Source organism: Martinezella miluonensis (assembly GCF_900094545.1).
Lineage (GTDB): Bacteria > Pseudomonadota > Alphaproteobacteria > Rhizobiales > Rhizobiaceae > Rhizobium > Rhizobium miluonense.
The window spans coordinates 36,420-56,034 of sequence record NZ_FMAH01000042.1 but is presented as its reverse complement, the minus strand read 5'-3'; the positions used below and the strand labels follow the sequence as shown (position 1 = coordinate 56,034).

Genomic DNA, 19,615 nt, shown 5'->3' with positions numbered 1-19,615 from the left:
TGCATTCACCACACGGATCGCGGATGCCAATACGCAAGTGAGACCTATCGACGGGCGCTCGATGCCGCTGGTCTACAGGGTTCCATGAGCGCCGTCGGCAACCCTTATCATAATGCGCAGGCAGAGAGCTTCATGAAGACCTTGAAAGTGGAAGATATCTACCCCGCTGGCTACGAGACCTTCGCGGACGTGGCTGACCGCTTGCCCAGGTTCATCGAGGAGATCTACAATGCCAGGCGGTTGCACTCAGCCCTTGGCTATCGATCGCCAGCAGAATTTGAAACCCAACTCGCCCAGCAGGCGGCTTAGTTTGACGCGCATCGCTGGTCCAGCCCCAGGGGTTCACTCCAGCGTCGGGTCAGTATTCGGATGTGGGCGATGACGATCCAGGCTTCGGCTGATGCGATCGATTTCTCCCAATCCTTTGCCAAACGTCGGCATCTGCCAAGCCATGCGAAGGTGCGCTCCACGACCCAGCGGCGCGGTAGGACTTCGAAACCCTTGGCCTTATCGGTCCGTTTGACGATCTGAAGCGTGAACGCCGCGACCTTCTGCAATGCGCCCCTCAGTTTTGGTCCGGCATAGCCGCCATCGGCGAAGATGTGCCTCAGCCAGGGCCAGCGCTTGAGAATGGTTTTGAGAACGGCAGGTGCGCCGTCGCGATCCTGGATATCGGCACTGTGAACCACGAGCCCAACCATCAATCCGAGCGTGTCAACGACGATGTGCCGCTTGCGACCCTTGATGTCAGCGCAAACGCAGTTTGTCGCGTCTTACCGGCGTCATAGCCGGCAACTCCTCCGCTTTCGGTGGTTTTAACGCTCTGGCTGTCGATCACCCCAGCAGATGGGGAGGCCTGTCTGCCTTCCAGCTCGCGCGTTTCCATCACAAGCCGGTGGCTGATCCGGCCCCATAATCCAATGGCTCGCCATTCGTAGAAGTAAGCCTGAACCGTCGTAAAGGGCGGAAAATCCTTCGGCAGCATCCGCCACTGGCACCCCGTCGTGGCAATGTAAAGCAACGCATTCACGACCTCGCGAAGATCGGTGCTGCGCGGCCTGCCCAACCGCCTCGGGCCGGGCAGGCAAGATGAAATTAACCCCCATTCCCGGTCCGTCAGATCGCCTGCATACCGCCTTGCACGTCGGGCATATTGCCCACGGGTGAAATCAGTCCAGCCCATTGTGGTCTCCGTTCGTCCTAAGCAAACAAACAGAATCACAAACGATTGATTTCACTCAACTCTTTTTCGGTCAGGCTCTAAGACTGGCCGATCGCGCCAGAAGTGCCTTTGACATGCCCAAGCCCAAGCCTGCGGGAGCTTTTTAGCAAGCGAGGCAACCCAGCAACGGGAGGAAGCCAGGGTTCTCGGCGAACCGTTCAGACCTCCGGCATCGGCTTGATGTCGTAGGGGCTGGTCCGGAGTTTCGAGGAAGATTTCGACACCGCCGTAGAACTGAGGAAATGGCGCGAACCGCTTAGAGGGTCGCAGCAATTCACCCAGGCGATCATCTTACGGAGCATGTTGTGGTGTTGACCTGCCACTGAACTTTCATCCCGCGGCGATTAGACCGCATGTTCGCAATAGAACCGTCTTCCCTTTTCTCCACGGGAGAAACGTTCAAGAGAATATGCCGAACCTCGCCGTCGCAAGCCGTGTCAACATCGTCTACAGTCAGATCGAAAGGACAAAGACAAGCTGTTTGTAACTGCCGTTGCAGTAGGCAAAGACGGCAAGCCTCCGGGATCCTATCGAGAGACTTAACTTTCGCAGCGAGATAAACCTTGGGCGACCGCAGGCGATCAACTTCCAGTGTTCTATCTTCTAGATTTCGGTAACAAGATGAGCATCAGCGGGAAGGCCCATCGCAACATCGTACATAACGGCTCCCGCTACAAAAGACACCGCAACGGCAACAGCAGTTAGACGTCAACCAAGCGTCTGACTGGCAAGTGCATATGTGGTCGTTGTCTCAGTTGCTGCCCTGTTTCTATTGGGGGGATGTTTTCCAAGCGACATGGTCAGGACGGTATCGTCGACGATCATTCCAGATTGCACGAGGTAAGACGCAAAATCACCTGCGCCCACATGCGTATCGAGACGAAGAAATTGGCCGGTATTGCGGACCACATGCGGAGAGACGACTGCAATTGCGTCGGCATCATTCGACGCAACGACCGGTCCGACGACATGGCCGCGTCCAAACGGCCGGCATAGAGAAAAAGCATGCAAATCCTGGCCATGAAACAGGCCATAGCCGATCGACTGCTCATCGAGACGCCCGATCAGTTCCGACCGATCGACACCGAATGCAACGGCGTCGAGCTGGGAGATCGCCGCAAGATCGTCGGCAACAAGCTGCCGTACCGCGCCCTTCAAAGGCAGCGAAGCAAAACCCTTTGCGATCCTTGCCTCCCCCTGGCATTGGTAGACCGTTTTCTCCGGCTTGAAATCTAGCGAAAGATACAAGCGACGCGACGCCCGCGTTGCGCTGAGGCTAAGATGGCGACCGGCAACCGCATCGAGAATCTGGTTCATCAGCCATTGGCCGGTGCCATTGGTCTGCAGGCGTGGCGAAGTAATCACCATGCCAACGGTGGCAAACCCGTCTCCATGCGGAAACCACATGGCAGATCCCATTACGCGCCCGATCTCATCGAGTGCGACGATCCCACTGCCCGTCTGTCGCAAGAACTCCCAGTCCTCGGCTCGATGCGGCCACTGGACCGAGATCGACAGCGCGTGCAACTGGTCGAGCTCCACGTCTTTAATGTCGCCGATATGCATCGAGAAAGCATCGACCCGCAAACTGTCTGATACCTTCACTGGATCACCTCAAAGATTGCCACCCATAGCCACGCGCCAAATTGAGGCGCTCCCCGCAAACAAGGATAGGCGATGCGGGTCGGTACAATTTGCTCGAATTGCCCATGCCAACACAACAATTGACTGAAACACTCCGACATTCGGCATGCAATCACGAATATAGACGGCGATCCTCTTGGGCGAAGTATGTGCAAATTGCCATATCTACCGACGAGATCGAACAATGTCTCCACCCGTGCGGAAAGTCGCTACCGCCAGCCAGATCCCCCAATCTGCGGATGTCGTTATCGTTGGTGCTGGCATGGCAGGCATCGCGGCCGCACTCTATTTGGCACGCCGTGGTACTTCAGTCGCCGTTGTCGAAAAGGGCATCATCTCCGGCGAACAATCCTGCCGAAACTGGGGCTGGTGCCGGCAGCAGAACCGCGATCCCCGCGAGTTGCCGCTCGCACAGCTTGCCCTTCGTGTCTGGAGGGATATCAACCAGGAGATCGGAGAGGAAACCGGCTTTCGTGAAACGGGCCTAGTCTATGCCTCCAACAGCGCTGCGGACATCGCGACCTGGGAAAACTGGGGCAGGACTGCTCGCGAACACGGTGTGGACACACGCATGCTCTCAAGCGCCGAGGTCAAGGCGAAGCTGCCCGGCAACAGCCGGCACTGGCTCGGAGGCGTCCATTCTCCGAAGGACGGTCGGGCGGAGCCGGCCCTTGCGGTTGCCGCACTCGCAAAAGCTGCAATGGCCGCCGGAGCAACCATCGTGCAGAATTGCGCCGTCCGCGCCTTCGAGACGAGCGGCGGTTCCATTTGCGGCGTGGTAACGGAACAGGGACTGATCCGCTGCCAGGCGCTGCTGGTGGCCGGCGGCGCATGGAGCGGCATGCTGCTTCGCCATCACGGCATAAAATTTCTTCAGGCATCGGTGAAATCGACATCCTTCTATACCGAAGCCGCCGAGGCTGTCACCGAAGGCGGAGTGTCCATGCAGGATGTGACGATCCGGCGTCGCCTCGATGGCGGTTACACCGTGGGCTTAAGCGGCCGGGGCCAATTGCAGGTGACGCCTTGGGGCCTCCTGCAGGCCAAAGCCTTCTGGCGAACATTCAAAGCCCGTCGAAAAGGCCTGACCTACGCGATCGGACGCCAGTTCATCGATGGCCCCGAGGCACTGACACGCTGGCGTGCCGACGGCATCTCGCCGTTCGAGCGCATACGCACACTCGATCCGGCACCAGATCTGCATCTGGTGAGGAAAGGACTGGCCAAACTTCAGGAGATCTATCCTGCGCTCACCGGCATCAAGGCAGCACAAAGCTGGGGCGGCATGGTGGACTCGACACCCGATGCCATTCCCGTGATAGCGCCGGTCCGCTCCAGGCCCGGGCTGTTCATCGCTTCCGGCTTCAGCGGCCATGGGTTTGGCATAGGCCCAGCCGCGGGCCAGCTTGCTGCCGATCTCATTCGCGGCGACAGGCCTTGCGTCGATCCCGCGCCCTATCGCTACGAACGCATGGTCGACGGCTCCGATCTCGGCAAGCCTGGCATGCTGTGAGGGACATCGTGGACACTGTTGAAATCCTTGCTCGCCTTGTTGCCTTTCAAAGCGTCGTCGGTACGCCGAATGCAGCGATCGTTGATTGGATCAGGACATATCTGGAAGGCCTCGACATCCACGTCACCGTGCTTCCTGGACCCGAAGGCGACCGATCCAACCTCTTCGCCACGATCGGTCCCCGGGATGTCGCTGGCTATGTCCTGTCCGGACACATGGATGTCGTCCCCGCCGCACAGCCAAACTGGAGCTCGGAGCCTTTCACGCTCAGAAGGGAGACCGGCCGGCTTTACGGGCGTGGAACGACCGATATGAAAGGGTTTCTTGCCGCTGCGCTCGCTGCTGCGCCGGAACTTGCCAGGGCAAATCTTAGCCGACCTATTCATCTGGCATTCTCTTATGATGAGGAGGCCGGATGCCGTGGCGTGCCGCATCTGCTAGCGCGCTTGAAGGAGCTTTGTGCTCATCCGCTAGGCGCTATCATCGGCGAGCCAAGTCGCATGCAGGCCGTGCGTGCGCACAAGGGCAAGGCAGCGGCTCGCGTCACGATCGGTGGACGCGCGGGCCATTCCTCTCGGCCAGATATCGCGCTCAATGCCATTCATGCCATGTCGAAAGTGCTCAACACCGCGGTCGACGAAGCCCAGAAACTGACGCGTGGCCCATTCGACCTCGTATTCGAGCCCCCTTATTCGACGCTTCAGGTCGGGATCATTTCCGGCGGACTGGCGCTGAATATCGTTCCCGACAATTGTCGGCTCGAGCTTGAGGCACGCGGCATTGCCAATGCGAAGCCCGAGGAACTGCTCGCCCCCGTTCGGCGTAGCGCCGAGATACTGACGCAACAGGGCTTCTCCGTGGAGTGGACCCCGCTCAGCGTCTATCCTGCGCTGTCGCTTGCAAAGGAGGCACTGCTCGCAACCTTGCTGGAGGAGATCACCGGCAGGCCATCGCTTGCAGCAGTCAGCTACGGGACCGAGGCCGGCCTCTATCAGGCGGCCGGGATCGATGCAATCATCTGCGGGCCTGGCGACATAGATCGCGCACACAAGCCCGACGAATATATTCTGGAGGATGAGCTCGACGAGTGCCGCCGAACAATCCTGGCCTTGGCCATGCGATGTGCACGAGCATAACGGAGCGATCACCATGAGAAAGCGATTGTCATGACATTTCTCTTCAATTCAGACGCCAAGCGCGGTGCGATTTTTGCCCGGGCCTTTGCCGACGAACTGCCGGATCTAGTCTTCTCCATGGATGCGGCGAGCGTCGATCCCGATGAGGTGCATTTTCTGATCACATGGACGGTACCGGAGGATCTTGCCCGTTATCGCAATCTGGAAATCCTGTTTTCAATCGGGGCCGGCGTCGACCAGTTCAAGACGGAGCTCGTGCCCGATCATGTGAAGATCGTCCGCATGGTCGAGGATGGCATCGTCAAGATGATGCAGGAATATGTGACGCTTGCCGTGCTTGCGCTGCATCGCGACCTTCTCTCCTATCTTGCCCAGCAACGCGCCGGAGAATGGCGCGGCCTGCCTCAACGTCAGGCGCATGAAAGACGGATCGGTGTTCTGGGATTGGGTGTATTGGGAACGGCGGTGCTCGAGCGGCTGAAGCCCTTCGGCTTTCCGCTTGCGGGTTGGAGCAGATCCGCCCGAACAATCGAAGGTGTCGAGTGCTATCAAGGCGAGGCTGGCCTCAAGACCATGGTAGCGACGACGGACATTCTCATTTGCCTGCTGCCTTTGACCCAAGAGACCATGGGCTTCCTGGATGCCAGATTGCTTGGCACCCTTCCTGCAGGTGCGATGCTCGTGCATGCCGGCCGTGGCCAACAGCTCGATGCGCCGGCCCTGATCGAAGCGCTTGATACCGGTCATCTCACAGCAGCAGTGATTGACGTTACCGACCCGGAGCCCCTGCCCCCTGATCACCCTTTGTGGAGACATCCGAGAATAATGCTTACCCCGCATATCGCCAGCGTGACGCAGCCCGGCACAGCGGCGCATACGGTGATCGACAACATCAAACGTCATCGCGCCGGCCTTGCCCCCATCGGGCTCGTCGATCGGCGGCGCGGATATTGAACCCACTGCAATGAAAGGATCAACATGTCTCTCCTCAAGACCGTTATGACCAACCCCGGTTCGGCCCCGCGTGAATCCAAAGCCTTGCCAGAAAGACTGATTGCCGGCGATCCATCATTCAGGACCTGGGCACAGGACGAGGCGAAGGACGGTGCAGTGCGCACCGGCATCTGGGAGGCTACGCCCGGCGAGACCCGGTCGATCAAAGGCGAGACCTTCGAATTCTGCCACATCCTGTCCGGTATCGTCGAAATCACCCCTGACGGCGGTGAACCTGTGGTCTACAAGGCTGGCGACAGCTTTGTGATGAAACCGGGGTTCGTGGGCCGATGGAAAACGATCGAGACTGTTCGCAAGATCTACGTAACGGTAGGATAATGGCTGGAGGCGGCCGCATGTCTATCCACGTCGCCCATCGGAACGGTTATATCTTGAGTACGGATCCTGCATTGATCGATATCGGTATCGTGCATGGCTTTCTCGCCAACGACTCCTATTGGGCAAAGGATCTGAAGCTCTCGACGCTTCGGCGCGCGCTCGATCATTCACTGGTGATCGGCATGTATGCTGCCGGCGGAGCGATGGTGGGTTTCGGCCGCCTCGTCACCGATTATGCGATATTCGCCTATCTCCGCGATGTTTTCATCCTTCCCGACCATCGCGGTCAAGGGCTTGCGTCATGGCTTGCCCAGGAAATACGCAATCATCCTGAACTTGCGACCGTGGAAAGCTGGATGCTGGCGACGCAGGATGCGCATGCGGTCTATGAAAAGGCTGGATACCGGCCCGCACCTCGGCCGGGCAACTATATGACGGTGCCTAAGCTCTGAGATCACCCATAACTCCTGGTTATGGATTCCCCTCGAGTTTTCTGTGGTGCCCTTCGTACCGGTTTGCGAAGCTTCCCCTCGCAAACAACGGAGTGGAAGCATGACCTATCGGGTTGGCGTAGATGTCGGCGGTTCGTTCACGGACTTTGCCGTCTTCGATGAAGCAACGAATGCGCTATCCACGCTCAAGGTCTTTTCTCGACCGGACGCGCCCGGCGAGGAAATTCTCCTCGCCCTCGACAGGCTTCAGGCCCGAGATGGCATGGACCCGGCCGATATCGCCTATTTCACCCACGGCACCACGGTCGGCATCAATACGGTCATCCAGCGCAATGGTGACGACATCGCACTGTTCACCACGCAGAACTTTGAGGACGTACTGGAAGTCGCCCGGCTAAAAATCCCTCAGATCCACAACCTATATTCGGCGCGGCCACGGCCGCTCGTGCCGCGTGAGCGCGTCTTTGGCATCAAAGAGCGGATGCTTGCGACCGGGGAGGTCTTGCGTGCGCCCGACGAAGCCGATGTCGCGCGCGCCGTTGAAGCGGTCGTCGCGGCGGGCTGCAACGGCATTGTGCTCGCCTTTCTGCACGCCTACCGCAATCCGGCCAACGAAAAAACCGTGAAGGCAATGATCAAGCGTACCGCGCCACATTTGAACGTCATCTCTTCGGCTGAGACCTGGCCGGTGATCCGCGAATACGAACGGACCATCACAGCCGTCATTAGCGGCTATGTGCAGCCGCGGGTCTCGCATTATCTTGATAGGTTCGAAGCCGTCCTGCGCGGAAAGGGCGTCACCGGCCCTCTGACCACCACCAAGAGCAATGGCGGCCTGATGAGCATCGATCAGGCACGGGCGGAATGCGTACAAATGATCCTTTCAGGGACTGCGTCTGGCGTTATCGGAGCGAGCTACCTCGCTCATGCCAGCGGTTTCGATCGCATCCTGAGCCTCGATATCGGTGGCACCAGCGCGGATGTCGCCGTCATCATCGACGGACAGGCACAATATGGGAGCGGCGAACTGATCGGCGATTTCCAGATTCATATCCCATCGGTCTCTGTCAGTTCCGTCGGTCAGGGCGGCGGCTCCCTTGCGTGGCTCGATACGCTCGGGACATTGCATGTCGGCCCGCAAAGTGCCGGTTCGACGCCCGGCCCTGCCTGTTATGGCCGAGGCGGTAAGAGCCCGACGATTACCGATGCAATGGCCGCAGCCAATCTCATCGGCCACATGCCGCTCGGCTATGGCGCGGTGACGGTGGATCATGCAGCTGCCAGGCAAGCGCTGGCGCCGATTGCGCGTAAGCTCGAAACACATGTCGAGACTTTGGCTGGCAACATCATCGATATTTCCGTTTCCGGCATGTATGCCGAAGTCAGCGCTCTGCTTTCCCGCTACGCCATCGATCCGCGCGAGTTCCATCTCTTCGCCTTCGGCGGTGCAGGCGCGATGTTGGCCTGTTTCCTGGCCAAGGAACTCGACATGAGGGGTGTCATCGTGCCGCTTGCACCCGGCGTCGTGTCGGCACTTGGAGGCCTCGTCGCCGACTTGAAGAACGATTTCATCCGGACCGTGTATTGCGGCGTCACCGACGACCAACTCGCCGCACTCGCACCGGTACTCGACGAACTCGAAACCAATGCTCGGACTTGGCTCGCCGCACAAGGATACAATCGTCCCGGTATCATGCGACTGACGGCGGATATGCGGTATGAGGGACAGTCCTTCGAGATCGAGACTGACATCGAAGCCGATTGGCTGCGCATCGGCGATGCACGAACCGTTGCGGCGGCGTTCCACCGGGAGCACGAGAGGCTTTACGGCCATGCCGACACGGATGGCTCCGTGCAACTCGTCAACCTTCGCCTCGTGATCGTCGGCAAAACGCAAAAGCCTGTGTTGCGGGAAATGCTCGCCACCGGACGCCCGCTTCTGCCTCTGAAACAAGTCGAAGGCTGGTTTAATGGTCGCTCCTGGCTGACCGGCGTCTATCAACGCCAGGATTTCGGGGCCGGCGACAAGCTGACAGGTCCGGCGATCATCGCGCAGGACGACACGACAACAGTCGTTCCTCCCGGCTTTGAGCTTGTGGTCGATCGCTTCGGCAATCTCGTCATCACCAAGTCGGAGTCCTGATCGTGACGATAGACAGACGCAACATCAAGGTCCTCGCCAACTTCTGCGCAGCCGCAGCCGACGCCATGGCGTTCACGCTGATGCGCACCGCCCATTCGGCCTTCGTCAAAGAGACGGAGGACTTCTCTTGCCAGGTGGTGACCCGAGAAGGGCTAGCATTTGCCAATCCGCGCCAATTCGGCGCACCGTGGTATTCCGGCATCGATTATGCACCGCTACTACAGGCATTCGACAGCTATGCCGAGAACGATATCTGCATCACCAACGACCCCTATAGCGGCTTCGTCGCAACACACTCGCCCGACATCCATATCTGGAAGCCGGTCTTCTTCGAAGGCAAGATCGCTTGCTTTGTCGTCGGCCATATCCACAACACGGATGTCGGCGGCGCGGTGCCGGCTTCCCTGTCGCGGTCGCTGTCGGAAATCGAACAGGAAGGATTGCGGATCCCGCCGGTTAAGCTTGTCGAAGCTGGAACGGTAAATCCGGTAATGCTAGCGCTGATCGGCGCCAATGTCCGCATGCCGGAACAGAACCTCGGCGATCTTCACGCGCAGATCGCCTCCGTCAATATCGGCGAACGCAAGATGCACGACATCATACGCCGTTTCGGCTTCGACACTTTCATTGAAGGGGTCGGGCAGATACTCAACCTTGCTGAGGCACAGACCAGGCAAATCATTGCTGGTGTGCCGGACGGTGACTATTTCTTTGCCGACTATGCCGACGAGGACTCCGTCGGCGGCAAACCCTGCCGGATTGCGCTCACCCTCAAGGTGCGCGGCGACGAGGTGATCCTCGACTATACCGGCAGCGATCCGCAGCTCGGCTCCTCGCTGAACATGCCGACCGGTGGCCGCGAACGCCATCCGCTTGTCATGGTCGGGCTCACCTATGTGCTTTATACACTGGACAATAACCTACTTCTGAATGCCGGCACACTGCGCCCGACGAAAGCGGTCTTGCCGGAAGGCACGGTGGTCAACTGCAATCGGCCGGCCGCAGTCGGCATGCGCTCGCTCACATGTGCCATGACCCAGATCGTCACGCTCGGTGCCTTCGCTCAGGCACTTCCCGACTTGATGCCGGCTGCCTCGCCGGGTGGCAATGCCATCATGAACATCAAAACCACCGGCCGAAACGGCAGACCCGTCATGGCCTCCATCGGCCCGGTCGGCGGCGGCGGTGGCGGAACGCCCTTTTGCGACGGCGGCGACGGCGCCGGGGGCGCCACCGGCTTCTTGCGCAATACCCCGATCGAAATCAGCGAGGCCGAGGTTCCCATTCGCTTCCATCGCTATGGGCTCCAGCCAGACACAGGAGGCCCTGGCCGCCATCGCGGCGGACTGTCGGCCATCATGGAGTTCGAGGTTTCGTCTCCCGAGACAGTGGTGACGGCGCGCAACCGAAACCGCTCGATCATGCCGTCCTGGGGGGTAGTGGGAGCAAAGGCCGGCGCAATTTCGCTGTTCGTGCGCAATCCCGACCGTCCGGATGCCCTCTCGCTTGGAAATACGGATGTGGTCCATTGCGGCCCCGGCGACATCATTCGGATCATTGGTCCCGGCGCTGGCGGCTATGGCGATCCCTTTGACCGCCCCTTGGAAGAAGTGCTCGCGGACGTAAGCAAAGGCGCCGTCAGCATTGAGCGGGCGCAGTTCGATTACGGCGTCGTGATCCGCAAAGGTCGGATCGAAGAGAAGGCGACTAACGAACTCCGAACGAGAAACGCCCAAGCTCCGACCGGCATCATCACCTATGGTGCAGAACGCATAGCCTTTGAATCCACGTGGACACGCGAACGCTATGATCTTCTCACTGAGTTCCTGGCAAAGGCTCCGGTGGGCTGGCGCTTTTTCCTCAAACACCGCGCATTCGAGCAAGTCGAGGTCATGCGGGGCGACCTGCGCCCCGTCGCCGAACAAATGGAGGGGCTGTTTGCGCAGATGCGAATCCGCTACGCTTTCTAAAACCCGTGTGACCGGATGAAGATGAATCTGCGCCAATTCGAAGTCTTCCGTGCCATCATGCGCGATGGAACGATAACGGCTGCCGCCAATTCGCTCGGCATCTCGCAGCCGGCGGTCAGCAAGCTCCTCGCCCATCTTGAAGATGAGCTTGGCTACGCCTTGTTTGACCGCATTGCCGGCCGGCTGGTGGCAACGATGGAAGCGCAGCTTATCTATGCCGATGTGGATCGTGCCTTTCGGCAATTCGACAAGCTTTCGGCCCTCACGCGAGACGTCGGCGCAGCCCGTATCGGCTTGCTGAGGATAGGCTCTAGCCTGCCAATCGCCTATTCGCTGCTGCCGGAAGCACTCGCCTTGTTTCAACATCAAAGAAGTGAGGTGAAGATCCATCTTCACACGCTGCCCAAGCGCGAAATCGCCGACGCTCTGCTGCTCGGCGATATCGACGTTGCAATCACACTCAGCCCGATCCTGGCGCCTACCGTCCGCGTCGAAACCCTGTGCGATATCCCGATCGTCGTCGTCTGCACCGCAGACGATTCGTTGCAGGCATTGGAACTCGTCCGGCCGGCGGATCTATCGGGTCGACGATTGATCTCCTACGGCTCGCATGCCGAGATTGGCGCCGCGCTCGACAGGGCTTTCGAAGCCGAGGGCGAGAAGCGTGACGTTTCCATCCAGATCGCATCGTCGATCGGTGCCTTGCCTCTCGTACGCCGAGGGCTCGGCGTGGCGCTCGTGGACACCCTGTCCATCTGGCGGGCCGATGATGTTATTGCCCGGCGCTTCCTGCCCGAAGTCACCATGCAGCTTAGCGTTTCAGTCAACCAATCCCGGCCTGAGGCGCGCTTCGCACCGCCGTTTCTCCGCTGCCTGCGCGAAGCGCTGGCATCCGCAAAAGAAATCACTGTCCGCTCCCGCTAAAACGCAAGAATCGTCGGCAACCGTACCGTCAACGACGCATGCTGCTCGCGGGGCCGCGCTAGGCTTCGGTAAATTCCCCTGGGAGAGCTTAGCATGAGCTTGAGTTTCGATCCTGATACGTTGCCATTGCCAATCGGCCATTTCATCGACGGCGAGCTCGTAAGGGCCTCTGGTGAGATCGGCATGAACAGGCCTTCCGACGGCAAGTCCTATGCTGACTGCCCGATCGCCGCTCCGGAAATGGTGGATCGGGCCGTTGAATCTGCCAAGGCCGCATTGAAGGCCAGCAACTGGAGCGGCCTGCGGCCGCGAGAACGCGTCCGAGTGCTGCATGCCTGGGCTGACCTGATCGAGGCTGAGGCGGAAAATTTGGCCCGGATCGAAGCTCTGTCGTCCACCCGCCTGATCAATCAATTGGTGGCAGGTGACATAGCGGTCACGGCTGAGCAGATCCGCTTCTTTGCCGAATTCGCCGACAAGGAAGGCAGCGATGTCGTGCCTACCGATGACAAGACCTTCGGCATGATCCTCAGCGAGCCCTACGGCGTCGTCGGTGCAATCACGCCCTGGAACTTCCCAGTCTCGATGGCCGGCTGGAAACTCGGCCCTGCGCTTGCAGCCGGCAATGCCGTCGTCCTCAAACCGTCCGAAATGACACCGTTTTCGACGGTCTATCTGGCTGAACTTGCCGTAAGGGCGGGATTGCCGGCCGGTCTCTTCAACGTCGTCCTCGGAGATGGGCTCGCCACCGGCACTGCGCTGACCGGTCATCCCGATGTCGCCAAGGTCAGCTTCACCGGCTCGACGCGTGCCGGATCGGCGATCATGGAGAATATCGCCCGCTCGGGCATCAAGCCGGTGACCCTGGAGCTCGGTGGCAAGAGCCCACAGATCGTTTTCAGCGATGCCGACCTCTCGAAGGCAGCCGATGCGATCGTCGGCAGCCTTCTCTTCAATGCCGGCCAGGCTTGCGTCGCCGCGACGCGCGTGATCGTGGAGGCAAGCGTGGCCGAAGAGTTCACCGACGCGCTTGTCGCGCGGATGGCCGATGTCGGGCACGGCCCGACCTGGGATGAAGCGACCCGCTATTCGCCGATCATCTCCGAGCGTCAACGCGACCGGATCGACGCGATCGTCGGCGCTGCGATCGACGCCGGCAGCCGCTGCGTCGCCGGCGGCAAGCCCATCGATAGACAGGGCTACTTCTACGAGCCGACGCTTCTGACCGACCTCGACCCGTCTTCTCCGGCCATCCTTGAGGAAATTTTCGGGCCGGTCTTAACGCTGCAGACCTTCGTAGACGAGGAGGACGCGATGAGGCTTGCCGATCATCCGACCTACGGACTTGCCGCGGGCCTGTTTACATCGGACTTGTCGCGGACCATCCGCCTGAGCAGGCTGATCCAGGCAGGCACGGTCTGGGTCAATCGCTACAGCCGCTCGCGGGATCACATCCTGCCGACCGGTGGCTACAAGCGCTCCGGTATCGGCAAGGACTTGGGGCGAGAGGCCTACCTTGCCAACCGCAAGACGAAGAGCGTGCTCATCAGCCTTTGAGGATTTAAAGCCATGAAGACCTATTCCATTGCCGTGATCCCTGGCGACGGCATCGGCGCGGACGTGACAGACGCTGCCTGGTCAGTCCTACAAGTCGCCGCCAGAACCTGCGGCTTCGCATTGAACGGCACTGAATTCCCCTGGTCATGCGCATTCTACAAGGAAACCGGGCGGATGATGCCTGAAGACGGCATCGAGACGCTGAGAGCGTTCGACGCCATCCTGCTCGGCGCCGTCGGCTGGCCGGCCGAAGTGCCGGATTCGGTCTCCCTGCACGGCCTGTTGCTGCCGATCCGCAAGGCTTTCGTGCAATATGCCAATATCCGGCCACACAGGTTGCTGCCGGGGGTACAGGGACCGCTGCGGGCGGAGAAATTCGACATCCTCTGCATCCGTGAAAACACCGAGGGCGAGTATTCAGGTGCCGGCGGTCGCGTCCATCAGGGTACAGTCGATGAAGTCGCGGTGGAGACATCGATCTTTACCCGCACCGGTGTCGAGCGGATCCTGCGCTTCGGCTTCGAACAGGCGCGCGCCCGGCGCGGCAGGCTCGCCTCGGTCACGAAGTCCAATGCCCAGAAATATTCCATGGTATTCTGGGATGAGATCACGGCTGAGCTCTCTGCCGAATATCCAGATGTCGAGGTTTCGAGCTATCACATCGACGCCATGGCAGCCCGTATGGTGATGGCGCCGGAAAGCCTGGATGTCGTCGTCGCCTCCAACCTGTTCGGCGATATACTGACCGATCTTGGAGCCGCCATTCAGGGTGGGCTCGGATTTGCGGCATCGGCCAATATCAATCCGCAGCGCAGCGCCCCCTCGATGTTCGAGCCGGTTCATGGCTCGGCCCCGGATATTGCCGCACTCGGCATCGCCAATCCGATAGCCGCCATCTGGTCCGGCGCAATGATGCTGGATCATCTAGGCGAAAAGGATGTAGCCGTGCGCATCATCGCGGCCATAGAGGCAGCAACGGCGCGTGGCATCGGCATCTTTCCGGGCAGGGATCGGACAGAAACCATCACCAACGGCATCATCGCCGCACTCTCCTGACTGCAGAGGACATCATGTTGGATTTGAAAGACAAGCAGCTTTTCCGTGACAAGGGATTGATTGACGGGCTCTGGGTCGCGGCAGCGTCAGGCGCGACAGTGGATGTTCACGACCCGGCGAAACAAGCTGTGATCGCCACGGTGCCCGATATGGGCTCCGCTGAGACGCGCAATGCAATCGCGGCGGCCGAGGGCGCGCAACGAAGCTGGAAGCGCAAGACCAATGCAGAGCGTGCCGCCCTTCTCGAGGCCTGGCACGATCTCATGCTTGAAAACATCGACGATCTTGCCCTCATTCTGACAACGGAACAGGGCAAGCCGCTCGACGAAGCTCGTGGTGAAATCCGTTACGGCGCCTCTTTCGTAAAATGGTTCGCCGAGGAGGCGCGCCGAATTAACGGTCACACGATACCGGCTCCCACACCCGATCGCCGTATCATCGTGCTCAAGGAACCGGTTGGTGTCTGCGGCATCATCACACCCTGGAATTTTCCCAATGCGATGATCACCCGCAAGGTCGCGCCGGCCCTTGCCGCCGGTTGCACGGTCGTCATCAAGCCTTCGGAATTCACTCCCTATTCTGCCTTGGCGCTCGGGGTTCTGGCCGAGCGCGCCGGCATCCCGGCCGGCGTCATCAATATCGTCACCGGCATGCCGACCGAGATCGGCAATGAGATCATGCGCAACGAAACCGTGCGCAAGATCTCCTTTACCGGCTCGACCCGAGTGGGTGCGCTGTTGATGCGCGGCGCTGCCGACAGCATCAAGCGGCTCAGCCTCGAGCTCGGCGGCAACGCGCCCTTCATCGTCTTCGACGACGCCGACCTCGACCTTGCCGTCGATGGCGCGCTTGCCTCAAAGTTCCGCAATGGCGGCCAGACCTGCGTCTGCGCCAACCGGCTTCTGGTTCAATCGAGCGTTTACGATGCCTTCGCGGCAAAGCTGAAGGCGAAGGTCGATGCCATGAAGGTCGGCCCGGGCACCGAAGCCGGCGTGTCGATTGGCCCGATGATAAACCAGGCGGCAATCGAGAAGATCGACCGGCATGTCCGCGACGCCTTGGCGAAAGGCGCAACGATCATAACTGCCGCTCGACAGCTACCCGATGGCGGGCAATATACCGCTCCAACCATCTTGACCGGGGCGACGACGGACATGGAGCTTGCCAGCGAAGAGACCTTCGGGCCGGTGGCGCCGCTCTTCCGCTTCGAGACCGAAGAGGAGGCCATCGCGATCGCCAACGGCACGCCCTTTGGATTGGCGTCCTATTTCTATACCGATAATCTGAAGCGCGCCTGGCGCGTAGGCGAAGTTCTGGAATTCGGCATGGTCGGGCTCAATACCGGATCCGTTTCGATGGAAGTCGCACCTTTCGGCGGCATCAAGCAATCGGGCATCGGCCGCGAGGGCGCACAGGCCGGCATCGAGGAATATCTCGAAATGAAGAGCTTTCACATTGGCGGACTTAGCTAGGTCGGCAGCCAAAGCAACAGCGGGCCAATCGGTTCTTGATCGGCCCGCTGTAAAGTTGATAGCTGTCGTTACTGGAACCTGTCCTTCATCTTGTAATAAAGGCCCACGAGCGGCAGGAACCACGGCTTGCCGAAATGGCCGGGCACTGCGGGCCAATCGACGTCCTTCATGGGATTGCGATCTTCGCGGCCAAGCATGGCATCAGCCATGATCATGCCGAGATGCGTCGACAGCTGCGCACCGTGGCCAGAATAGCCCATCGCATACCAGGCTCCATCGTGATAACCAGCGCGCGGATAGCGATCCTTGGTCATGTCGACGAGACCGCCCCAGCAATAATCAACGTCGATGCCAGAGAGCTGGGGGAAGATTTCAGCCAGGCCCGCCGTCAAGATTGCACCGCTCTTGGCATCTGAGCGATGATCGGACGCAGCGGAAAATCGCGCCCGACCGCCAAACAGCAGCCGATTGTCGGGCGACAGGCGGAAGTAGTTGCCGATATTCATCGAGGTGACGCAGGTGCGGTTTCCCGGCATGACTGCAGCCACCTCATCCGCTGTCAGCGGCCGGGTCGCGATCAGGAAGCTGCCGACGGAGATGATCCGCCGACGGAAGTAGCCGAAATTCGGGGTCGTGTAGGCGCCAGTCGCCACCAGTACATTGTCGGCGGTGATCTCGCCACGTGGCGTCATCAACCGATGCCGGCCGTTGTCCTGGATCTTGTTCGTCACCGGCGCCGCTTCATAGATCACTGCCCCATGGCGGACCGCAGCATCCGCAAGACCGACGGCATAGCGGCCCATATGCATCATCGCACTTTTCTTGAAGAGCATCGCTCCATGGAAGGGTGAGCCGATCTCTTGTTTGAGATCGTTTGGCGTAAGCAGCGCCGTATCCGGATCGACCTCGGCATGAACAGCTTCGAAATTGCGGGCGATCGGCCCGAAATGTTGCGGCTTCGATGCCAGCTTCAGCTTTCCGGCCCGGCGAAAATTGCAATCGATCCCTTCCTCGGCAACGAGCGTCTCGATCGTATCGATGGAAGCATCAATCGCCTTATAGAGCGCAATCGCCCTCTCCTTGCCGAGTTCAGCCTTGGCGGCGGGATAGCTGTGGGCGAGACCGTTGTTCAGATGACCACCATTGCGGCCCGAAGCGCCCCAGCCGACGCGCTCAGCTTCAAGAACGACGACGCTCGCACCGGCCTTCGCCAATTGCCGCGCTGCGGACAATCCGGTGAAGCCGCCTCCTATGACACAAGCGTCGTATTGCCCTTCGACCGGACCTTGCCGGCCTCCGGCAAAGGCAGGCGCAGTATCGTGCCAATAAGAGACGAGTTTCATAGAGCGATCCTCCCCTTATAACCCAACGACGCCGGGCAAGCCGGATATGTCTGCTATCTCGACATATCCATAATAGGGATTTGCGGGCTCATGGCCGCGATTGACCCAGACCTTGTTCTTGATGCCGAGATCATGCGCCGACATCAAGTCATAGCGGAATGACGACGAGCAGTGCAGAATATCCTCCGGCCCGCAACCCAGCATGTCGAACATATATTCGAATGCCTTGAAGCGCGGTTTGTAGGCATTAGCTTGCTCTGCCGTGTAGACGGCATGGAAGGGCGCGCCGAGTTTCTCCACATTCGACATGATCTGGCTGTTCATTGCGTTGGAAAGGATCACCAAAGGTATCTCCCTGGCAACCTTCGCAAGCCCGGCCGGCACGTCGGGATGCGGCCCCCAGCCGGGTACACGCTCATAGATCGTCTTGGCGTCTTCTGGGTGAAACTTGACGCCGTTCGCGCGGCAGGTTCGTTCGACGGCGTTATGAACCACATCAGCGTAGGGCTTCCAATCACCGAGAATCTCGTCCAGCCGATAAGCAGCAAAGTTCCTGGTGAACTGCTGCATCTTCGCTTCATCGAGCTCAGAGCCATAGATGTCGCGCGCTGCCTCGGCCATCTCGAAATTGGTGAGCGTGCCGTAGCAGTCAAAGGTGATGTATTTCGGCCGGAAAGGCGCCATGTCCGTTCGTCCTCTATCTAAAGGGCATTTGCGTTCTTTGCTGAAACGATCATAGGCTCAAGTCTTGCGACGGACATGATCGAATTGGCGTCTCCTCAAAGCATATTGTTTCGTATGCACGGCGTCCTTTGGCACAGTGTTGCAGCGGGTTTGCAATGCGATGCTGTTTTTGGACCGTTGGAGGGCGACCGAAAGATTGTCGACAGCATAAGATGCGGCGAATCGCATCCGCTACGGCGAAAGATATCACGATGAACCACGCCTTCAGATGATCTCCCCCGCAAGGATCACCGAGACTTGAGGCAAGGAAAGGATACCTCATGCGAACCGACGACATAAATTTGGTCAGCTTCACATCAGAGCATATAGACGGCGCGGTCGCCCTTTCACGCCAGGCCAACTGGCCCCATCGCGCCGAAGACTGGCATCTGGTCTTGCGGTTGAGCCACGGCGTAGCGGCGGTCGACGAGGCCGGCCGTGTCGTGGGGACCATTTTCATGACCCCCTATGGAGGCGATTGTGCGACGATCAGCATGGTGATCGTGGATGAGGGGATGCGCGGCCGCGGCCTTGGTCGCAAGCTCATGGATGAGGCCATCACGCTTGCAGGCGATCGATCACTGAGGCTCATTGCGACGGCAGAGGGGCTGCCACTTTATTGCAAGCTCGGCTTTGTCGTTGAAGGCGAGATTTTTCAACATCAGGGTCACCTCGTCCACCTTGCTCAGGGCGGGGAAGTCGAGACTGCGACTGCAGGTGATTTTTCCGCAATCAAAGCGCTCGATCGTGCAGCCTTTGGCGCCGACCGCAGCGCTTTGATCGATTTCCTTGCGGACGTCGCACAAGCGGTTGTCATTCGGCGGAACGGCCGCATCGAAGCCTATGGCGCGCTTCGCGCCTTTGGCCGCGGCGATGTGATCGGACCTGTGATCGCACCGAGTGCCGAGGACGCGAAGTCGTTGATAACAGCGCTCGCATTTCGCAGGTCGAGTGATTTCCTGCGTGTCGATACGAACGACGGCTCGGGGCTGGGCGATTGGCTGGCTGAGATCGGCCTCAACCTTGTGGGTGGTGGGATCGCGATGCGGCGGCCGGCCGGCGGAGTGGCGGTCAGCCAAGACGCAAGAATATTTGCATTGGCCAATCAGGCCCTCGGATAATCTGGAG

The 19,615-nt window shown here is 59.7% G+C and carries 16 protein-coding genes and 1 pseudogene; 13 read left to right on the top strand and 4 right to left on the bottom strand.

All coding sequences use genetic code 11. The features are described from left to right. The coding region (locus GA0061102_RS26135; RefSeq protein WP_139115033.1) for an integrase core domain-containing protein at window positions 1-309 on the top strand (309 nt) is incomplete at its 5' end. Here GA0061102_RS26135 and GA0061102_RS26130 read toward each other — a convergent pair. Together GA0061102_RS26130 and GA0061102_RS26125 are read right to left on the bottom strand one after the other, a co-directional pair. Next, window positions 306-1,183 (bottom strand): annotated as a pseudogene (locus GA0061102_RS26130) (IS5 family transposase). The gene GA0061102_RS26135 and the pseudogene GA0061102_RS26130 overlap by 4 nt on opposite strands. Window positions 1,184-1,930: 747 nt before the next feature. Further along, entirely contained in the window at window positions 1,931-2,788 is an 858-nt protein-coding gene (locus tag GA0061102_RS26125) for a GNAT family N-acetyltransferase (protein WP_092854625.1), read from the bottom strand. A 262-nt stretch (window positions 2,789-3,050) separates the two neighbouring features. On the opposite strand from GA0061102_RS26125, the gene GA0061102_RS26120 reads away from it, so the two are divergent. The 11 genes from GA0061102_RS26120 (at window position 3,051) to GA0061102_RS26070 (ending at window position 16,421) form a co-directional block, all read left to right on the top strand. Then, complete coding sequence (locus tag GA0061102_RS26120) at window positions 3,051-4,379, top strand: NAD(P)/FAD-dependent oxidoreductase (protein WP_092854613.1); 1,329 nt, start codon at window positions 3,051-3,053, stop codon at window positions 4,377-4,379. An 8-nt stretch (window positions 4,380-4,387) separates the two neighbouring features. Next, window positions 4,388-5,515, top strand: coding sequence for an acetylornithine deacetylase (argE, locus tag GA0061102_RS26115; RefSeq protein WP_092854623.1), 1,128 nt, complete (start codon window positions 4,388-4,390; stop codon window positions 5,513-5,515). A gap of 30 nt (window positions 5,516-5,545) precedes the next feature. Further along, window positions 5,546-6,469, top strand: a complete 924-nt coding sequence (locus GA0061102_RS26110; protein WP_092854611.1) for a 2-hydroxyacid dehydrogenase — start codon at window positions 5,546-5,548, stop codon at window positions 6,467-6,469. A gap of 24 nt (window positions 6,470-6,493) precedes the next feature. Next, window positions 6,494-6,847, top strand: a complete 354-nt coding sequence (locus tag GA0061102_RS26105; protein ID WP_092854609.1) for a cupin domain-containing protein — start codon at window positions 6,494-6,496, stop codon at window positions 6,845-6,847. A gap of 17 nt (window positions 6,848-6,864) precedes the next feature. Next, window positions 6,865-7,299, top strand: a complete 435-nt coding sequence (locus GA0061102_RS26100; protein ID WP_092854621.1) for a GNAT family N-acetyltransferase — start codon at window positions 6,865-6,867, stop codon at window positions 7,297-7,299. Window positions 7,300-7,399: 100 nt separating this feature from the next. Next, on the top strand, window positions 7,400-9,442 hold the full coding sequence (locus GA0061102_RS26095; protein ID WP_092854607.1) for a hydantoinase/oxoprolinase family protein: 2,043 nt from the start codon (window positions 7,400-7,402) through the stop codon (window positions 9,440-9,442). Window positions 9,443-9,444: 2 nt separating this feature from the next. Further along, window positions 9,445-11,412 carry a hydantoinase B/oxoprolinase family protein gene (locus GA0061102_RS26090; RefSeq protein ID WP_092854605.1) on the top strand — a complete coding sequence of 656 codons (1,968 nt, stop codon included), beginning with the start codon at window positions 9,445-9,447 and terminating at the stop codon, window positions 11,410-11,412. Window positions 11,413-11,433: 21 nt separating this feature from the next. Then, a complete protein-coding gene (locus GA0061102_RS26085) occupies window positions 11,434-12,336 on the top strand; it encodes a LysR family transcriptional regulator (RefSeq protein ID WP_092854619.1) in 903 nt (300 codons plus the stop codon). A 93-nt stretch (window positions 12,337-12,429) separates the two neighbouring features. After that, complete coding sequence (locus GA0061102_RS26080) at window positions 12,430-13,893, top strand: aldehyde dehydrogenase family protein (protein WP_092854603.1); 1,464 nt, start codon at window positions 12,430-12,432, stop codon at window positions 13,891-13,893. Between the two features lie 12 nt (window positions 13,894-13,905). Next, the gene (locus GA0061102_RS26075) at window positions 13,906-14,949 is read left to right on the top strand and encodes a tartrate dehydrogenase (RefSeq protein ID WP_092854601.1); all 1,044 of its coding nucleotides are present in this window, start codon (window positions 13,906-13,908) and stop codon (window positions 14,947-14,949) included. A gap of 14 nt (window positions 14,950-14,963) precedes the next feature. Then, window positions 14,964-16,421 carry an NAD-dependent succinate-semialdehyde dehydrogenase gene (locus tag GA0061102_RS26070; RefSeq protein WP_092854599.1) on the top strand — a complete coding sequence of 486 codons (1,458 nt, stop codon included), beginning with the start codon at window positions 14,964-14,966 and terminating at the stop codon, window positions 16,419-16,421. A gap of 68 nt (window positions 16,422-16,489) precedes the next feature. Here the strand turns inward: GA0061102_RS26070 and GA0061102_RS26065 are convergent, their stop codons facing one another. Together GA0061102_RS26065 and GA0061102_RS26060 are read right to left on the bottom strand one after the other, a co-directional pair. Further along, the gene (locus GA0061102_RS26065; RefSeq protein WP_092854597.1) at window positions 16,490-17,764 is read right to left on the bottom strand and encodes an NAD(P)/FAD-dependent oxidoreductase; all 1,275 of its coding nucleotides are present in this window, start codon (window positions 17,762-17,764) and stop codon (window positions 16,490-16,492) included. Between the two features lie 15 nt (window positions 17,765-17,779). Beyond that, window positions 17,780-18,448, bottom strand: coding sequence for a haloacid dehalogenase type II (locus GA0061102_RS26060; protein ID WP_092854595.1), 669 nt, complete (start codon window positions 18,446-18,448; stop codon window positions 17,780-17,782). Window positions 18,449-18,768: 320 nt separating this feature from the next. On the opposite strand from GA0061102_RS26060, the gene GA0061102_RS26055 reads away from it, so the two are divergent. Further along, window positions 18,769-19,608 (top strand): GNAT family N-acetyltransferase, encoded by an 840-nt coding sequence (locus tag GA0061102_RS26055; protein ID WP_092854593.1) that lies wholly within the window; start codon window positions 18,769-18,771, stop codon window positions 19,606-19,608. The last annotated feature ends 7 nt before the right edge of the window (window positions 19,609-19,615 follow it).

Bases quoted from the DNA above. Each gene is read 5' to 3' on its own strand.
- GA0061102_RS26125 (WP_092854625.1), bottom strand. From the start codon at position 2,788: ATGCATATCGGCGACATTAAAGACGTGGAGCTCGACCAGTTGCACGCG.
- GA0061102_RS26120 (WP_092854613.1), top strand. From the start codon at position 3,051: ATGTCTCCACCCGTGCGGAAAGTCGCTACCGCCAGCCAGATCCCCCAA.
- GA0061102_RS26110 (WP_092854611.1), top strand. From the start codon at position 5,546: ATGACATTTCTCTTCAATTCAGACGCCAAGCGCGGTGCGATTTTTGCC.
- GA0061102_RS26105 (WP_092854609.1), top strand. From the start codon at position 6,494: ATGTCTCTCCTCAAGACCGTTATGACCAACCCCGGTTCGGCCCCGCGT.
- GA0061102_RS26100 (WP_092854621.1), top strand. From the start codon at position 6,865: ATGTCTATCCACGTCGCCCATCGGAACGGTTATATCTTGAGTACGGAT.
- GA0061102_RS26095 (WP_092854607.1), top strand. From the start codon at position 7,400: ATGACCTATCGGGTTGGCGTAGATGTCGGCGGTTCGTTCACGGACTTT.
- GA0061102_RS26085 (WP_092854619.1), top strand. From the start codon at position 11,434: ATGAATCTGCGCCAATTCGAAGTCTTCCGTGCCATCATGCGCGATGGA.
- GA0061102_RS26080 (WP_092854603.1), top strand. From the start codon at position 12,430: ATGAGCTTGAGTTTCGATCCTGATACGTTGCCATTGCCAATCGGCCAT.
- GA0061102_RS26075 (WP_092854601.1), top strand. From the start codon at position 13,906: ATGAAGACCTATTCCATTGCCGTGATCCCTGGCGACGGCATCGGCGCG.
- GA0061102_RS26070 (WP_092854599.1), top strand. From the start codon at position 14,964: ATGTTGGATTTGAAAGACAAGCAGCTTTTCCGTGACAAGGGATTGATT.
- GA0061102_RS26065 (WP_092854597.1), bottom strand. From the start codon at position 17,764: ATGAAACTCGTCTCTTATTGGCACGATACTGCGCCTGCCTTTGCCGGA.
- GA0061102_RS26060 (WP_092854595.1), bottom strand. From the start codon at position 18,448: ATGGCGCCTTTCCGGCCGAAATACATCACCTTTGACTGCTACGGCACG.
- GA0061102_RS26055 (WP_092854593.1), top strand. From the start codon at position 18,769: ATGCGAACCGACGACATAAATTTGGTCAGCTTCACATCAGAGCATATA.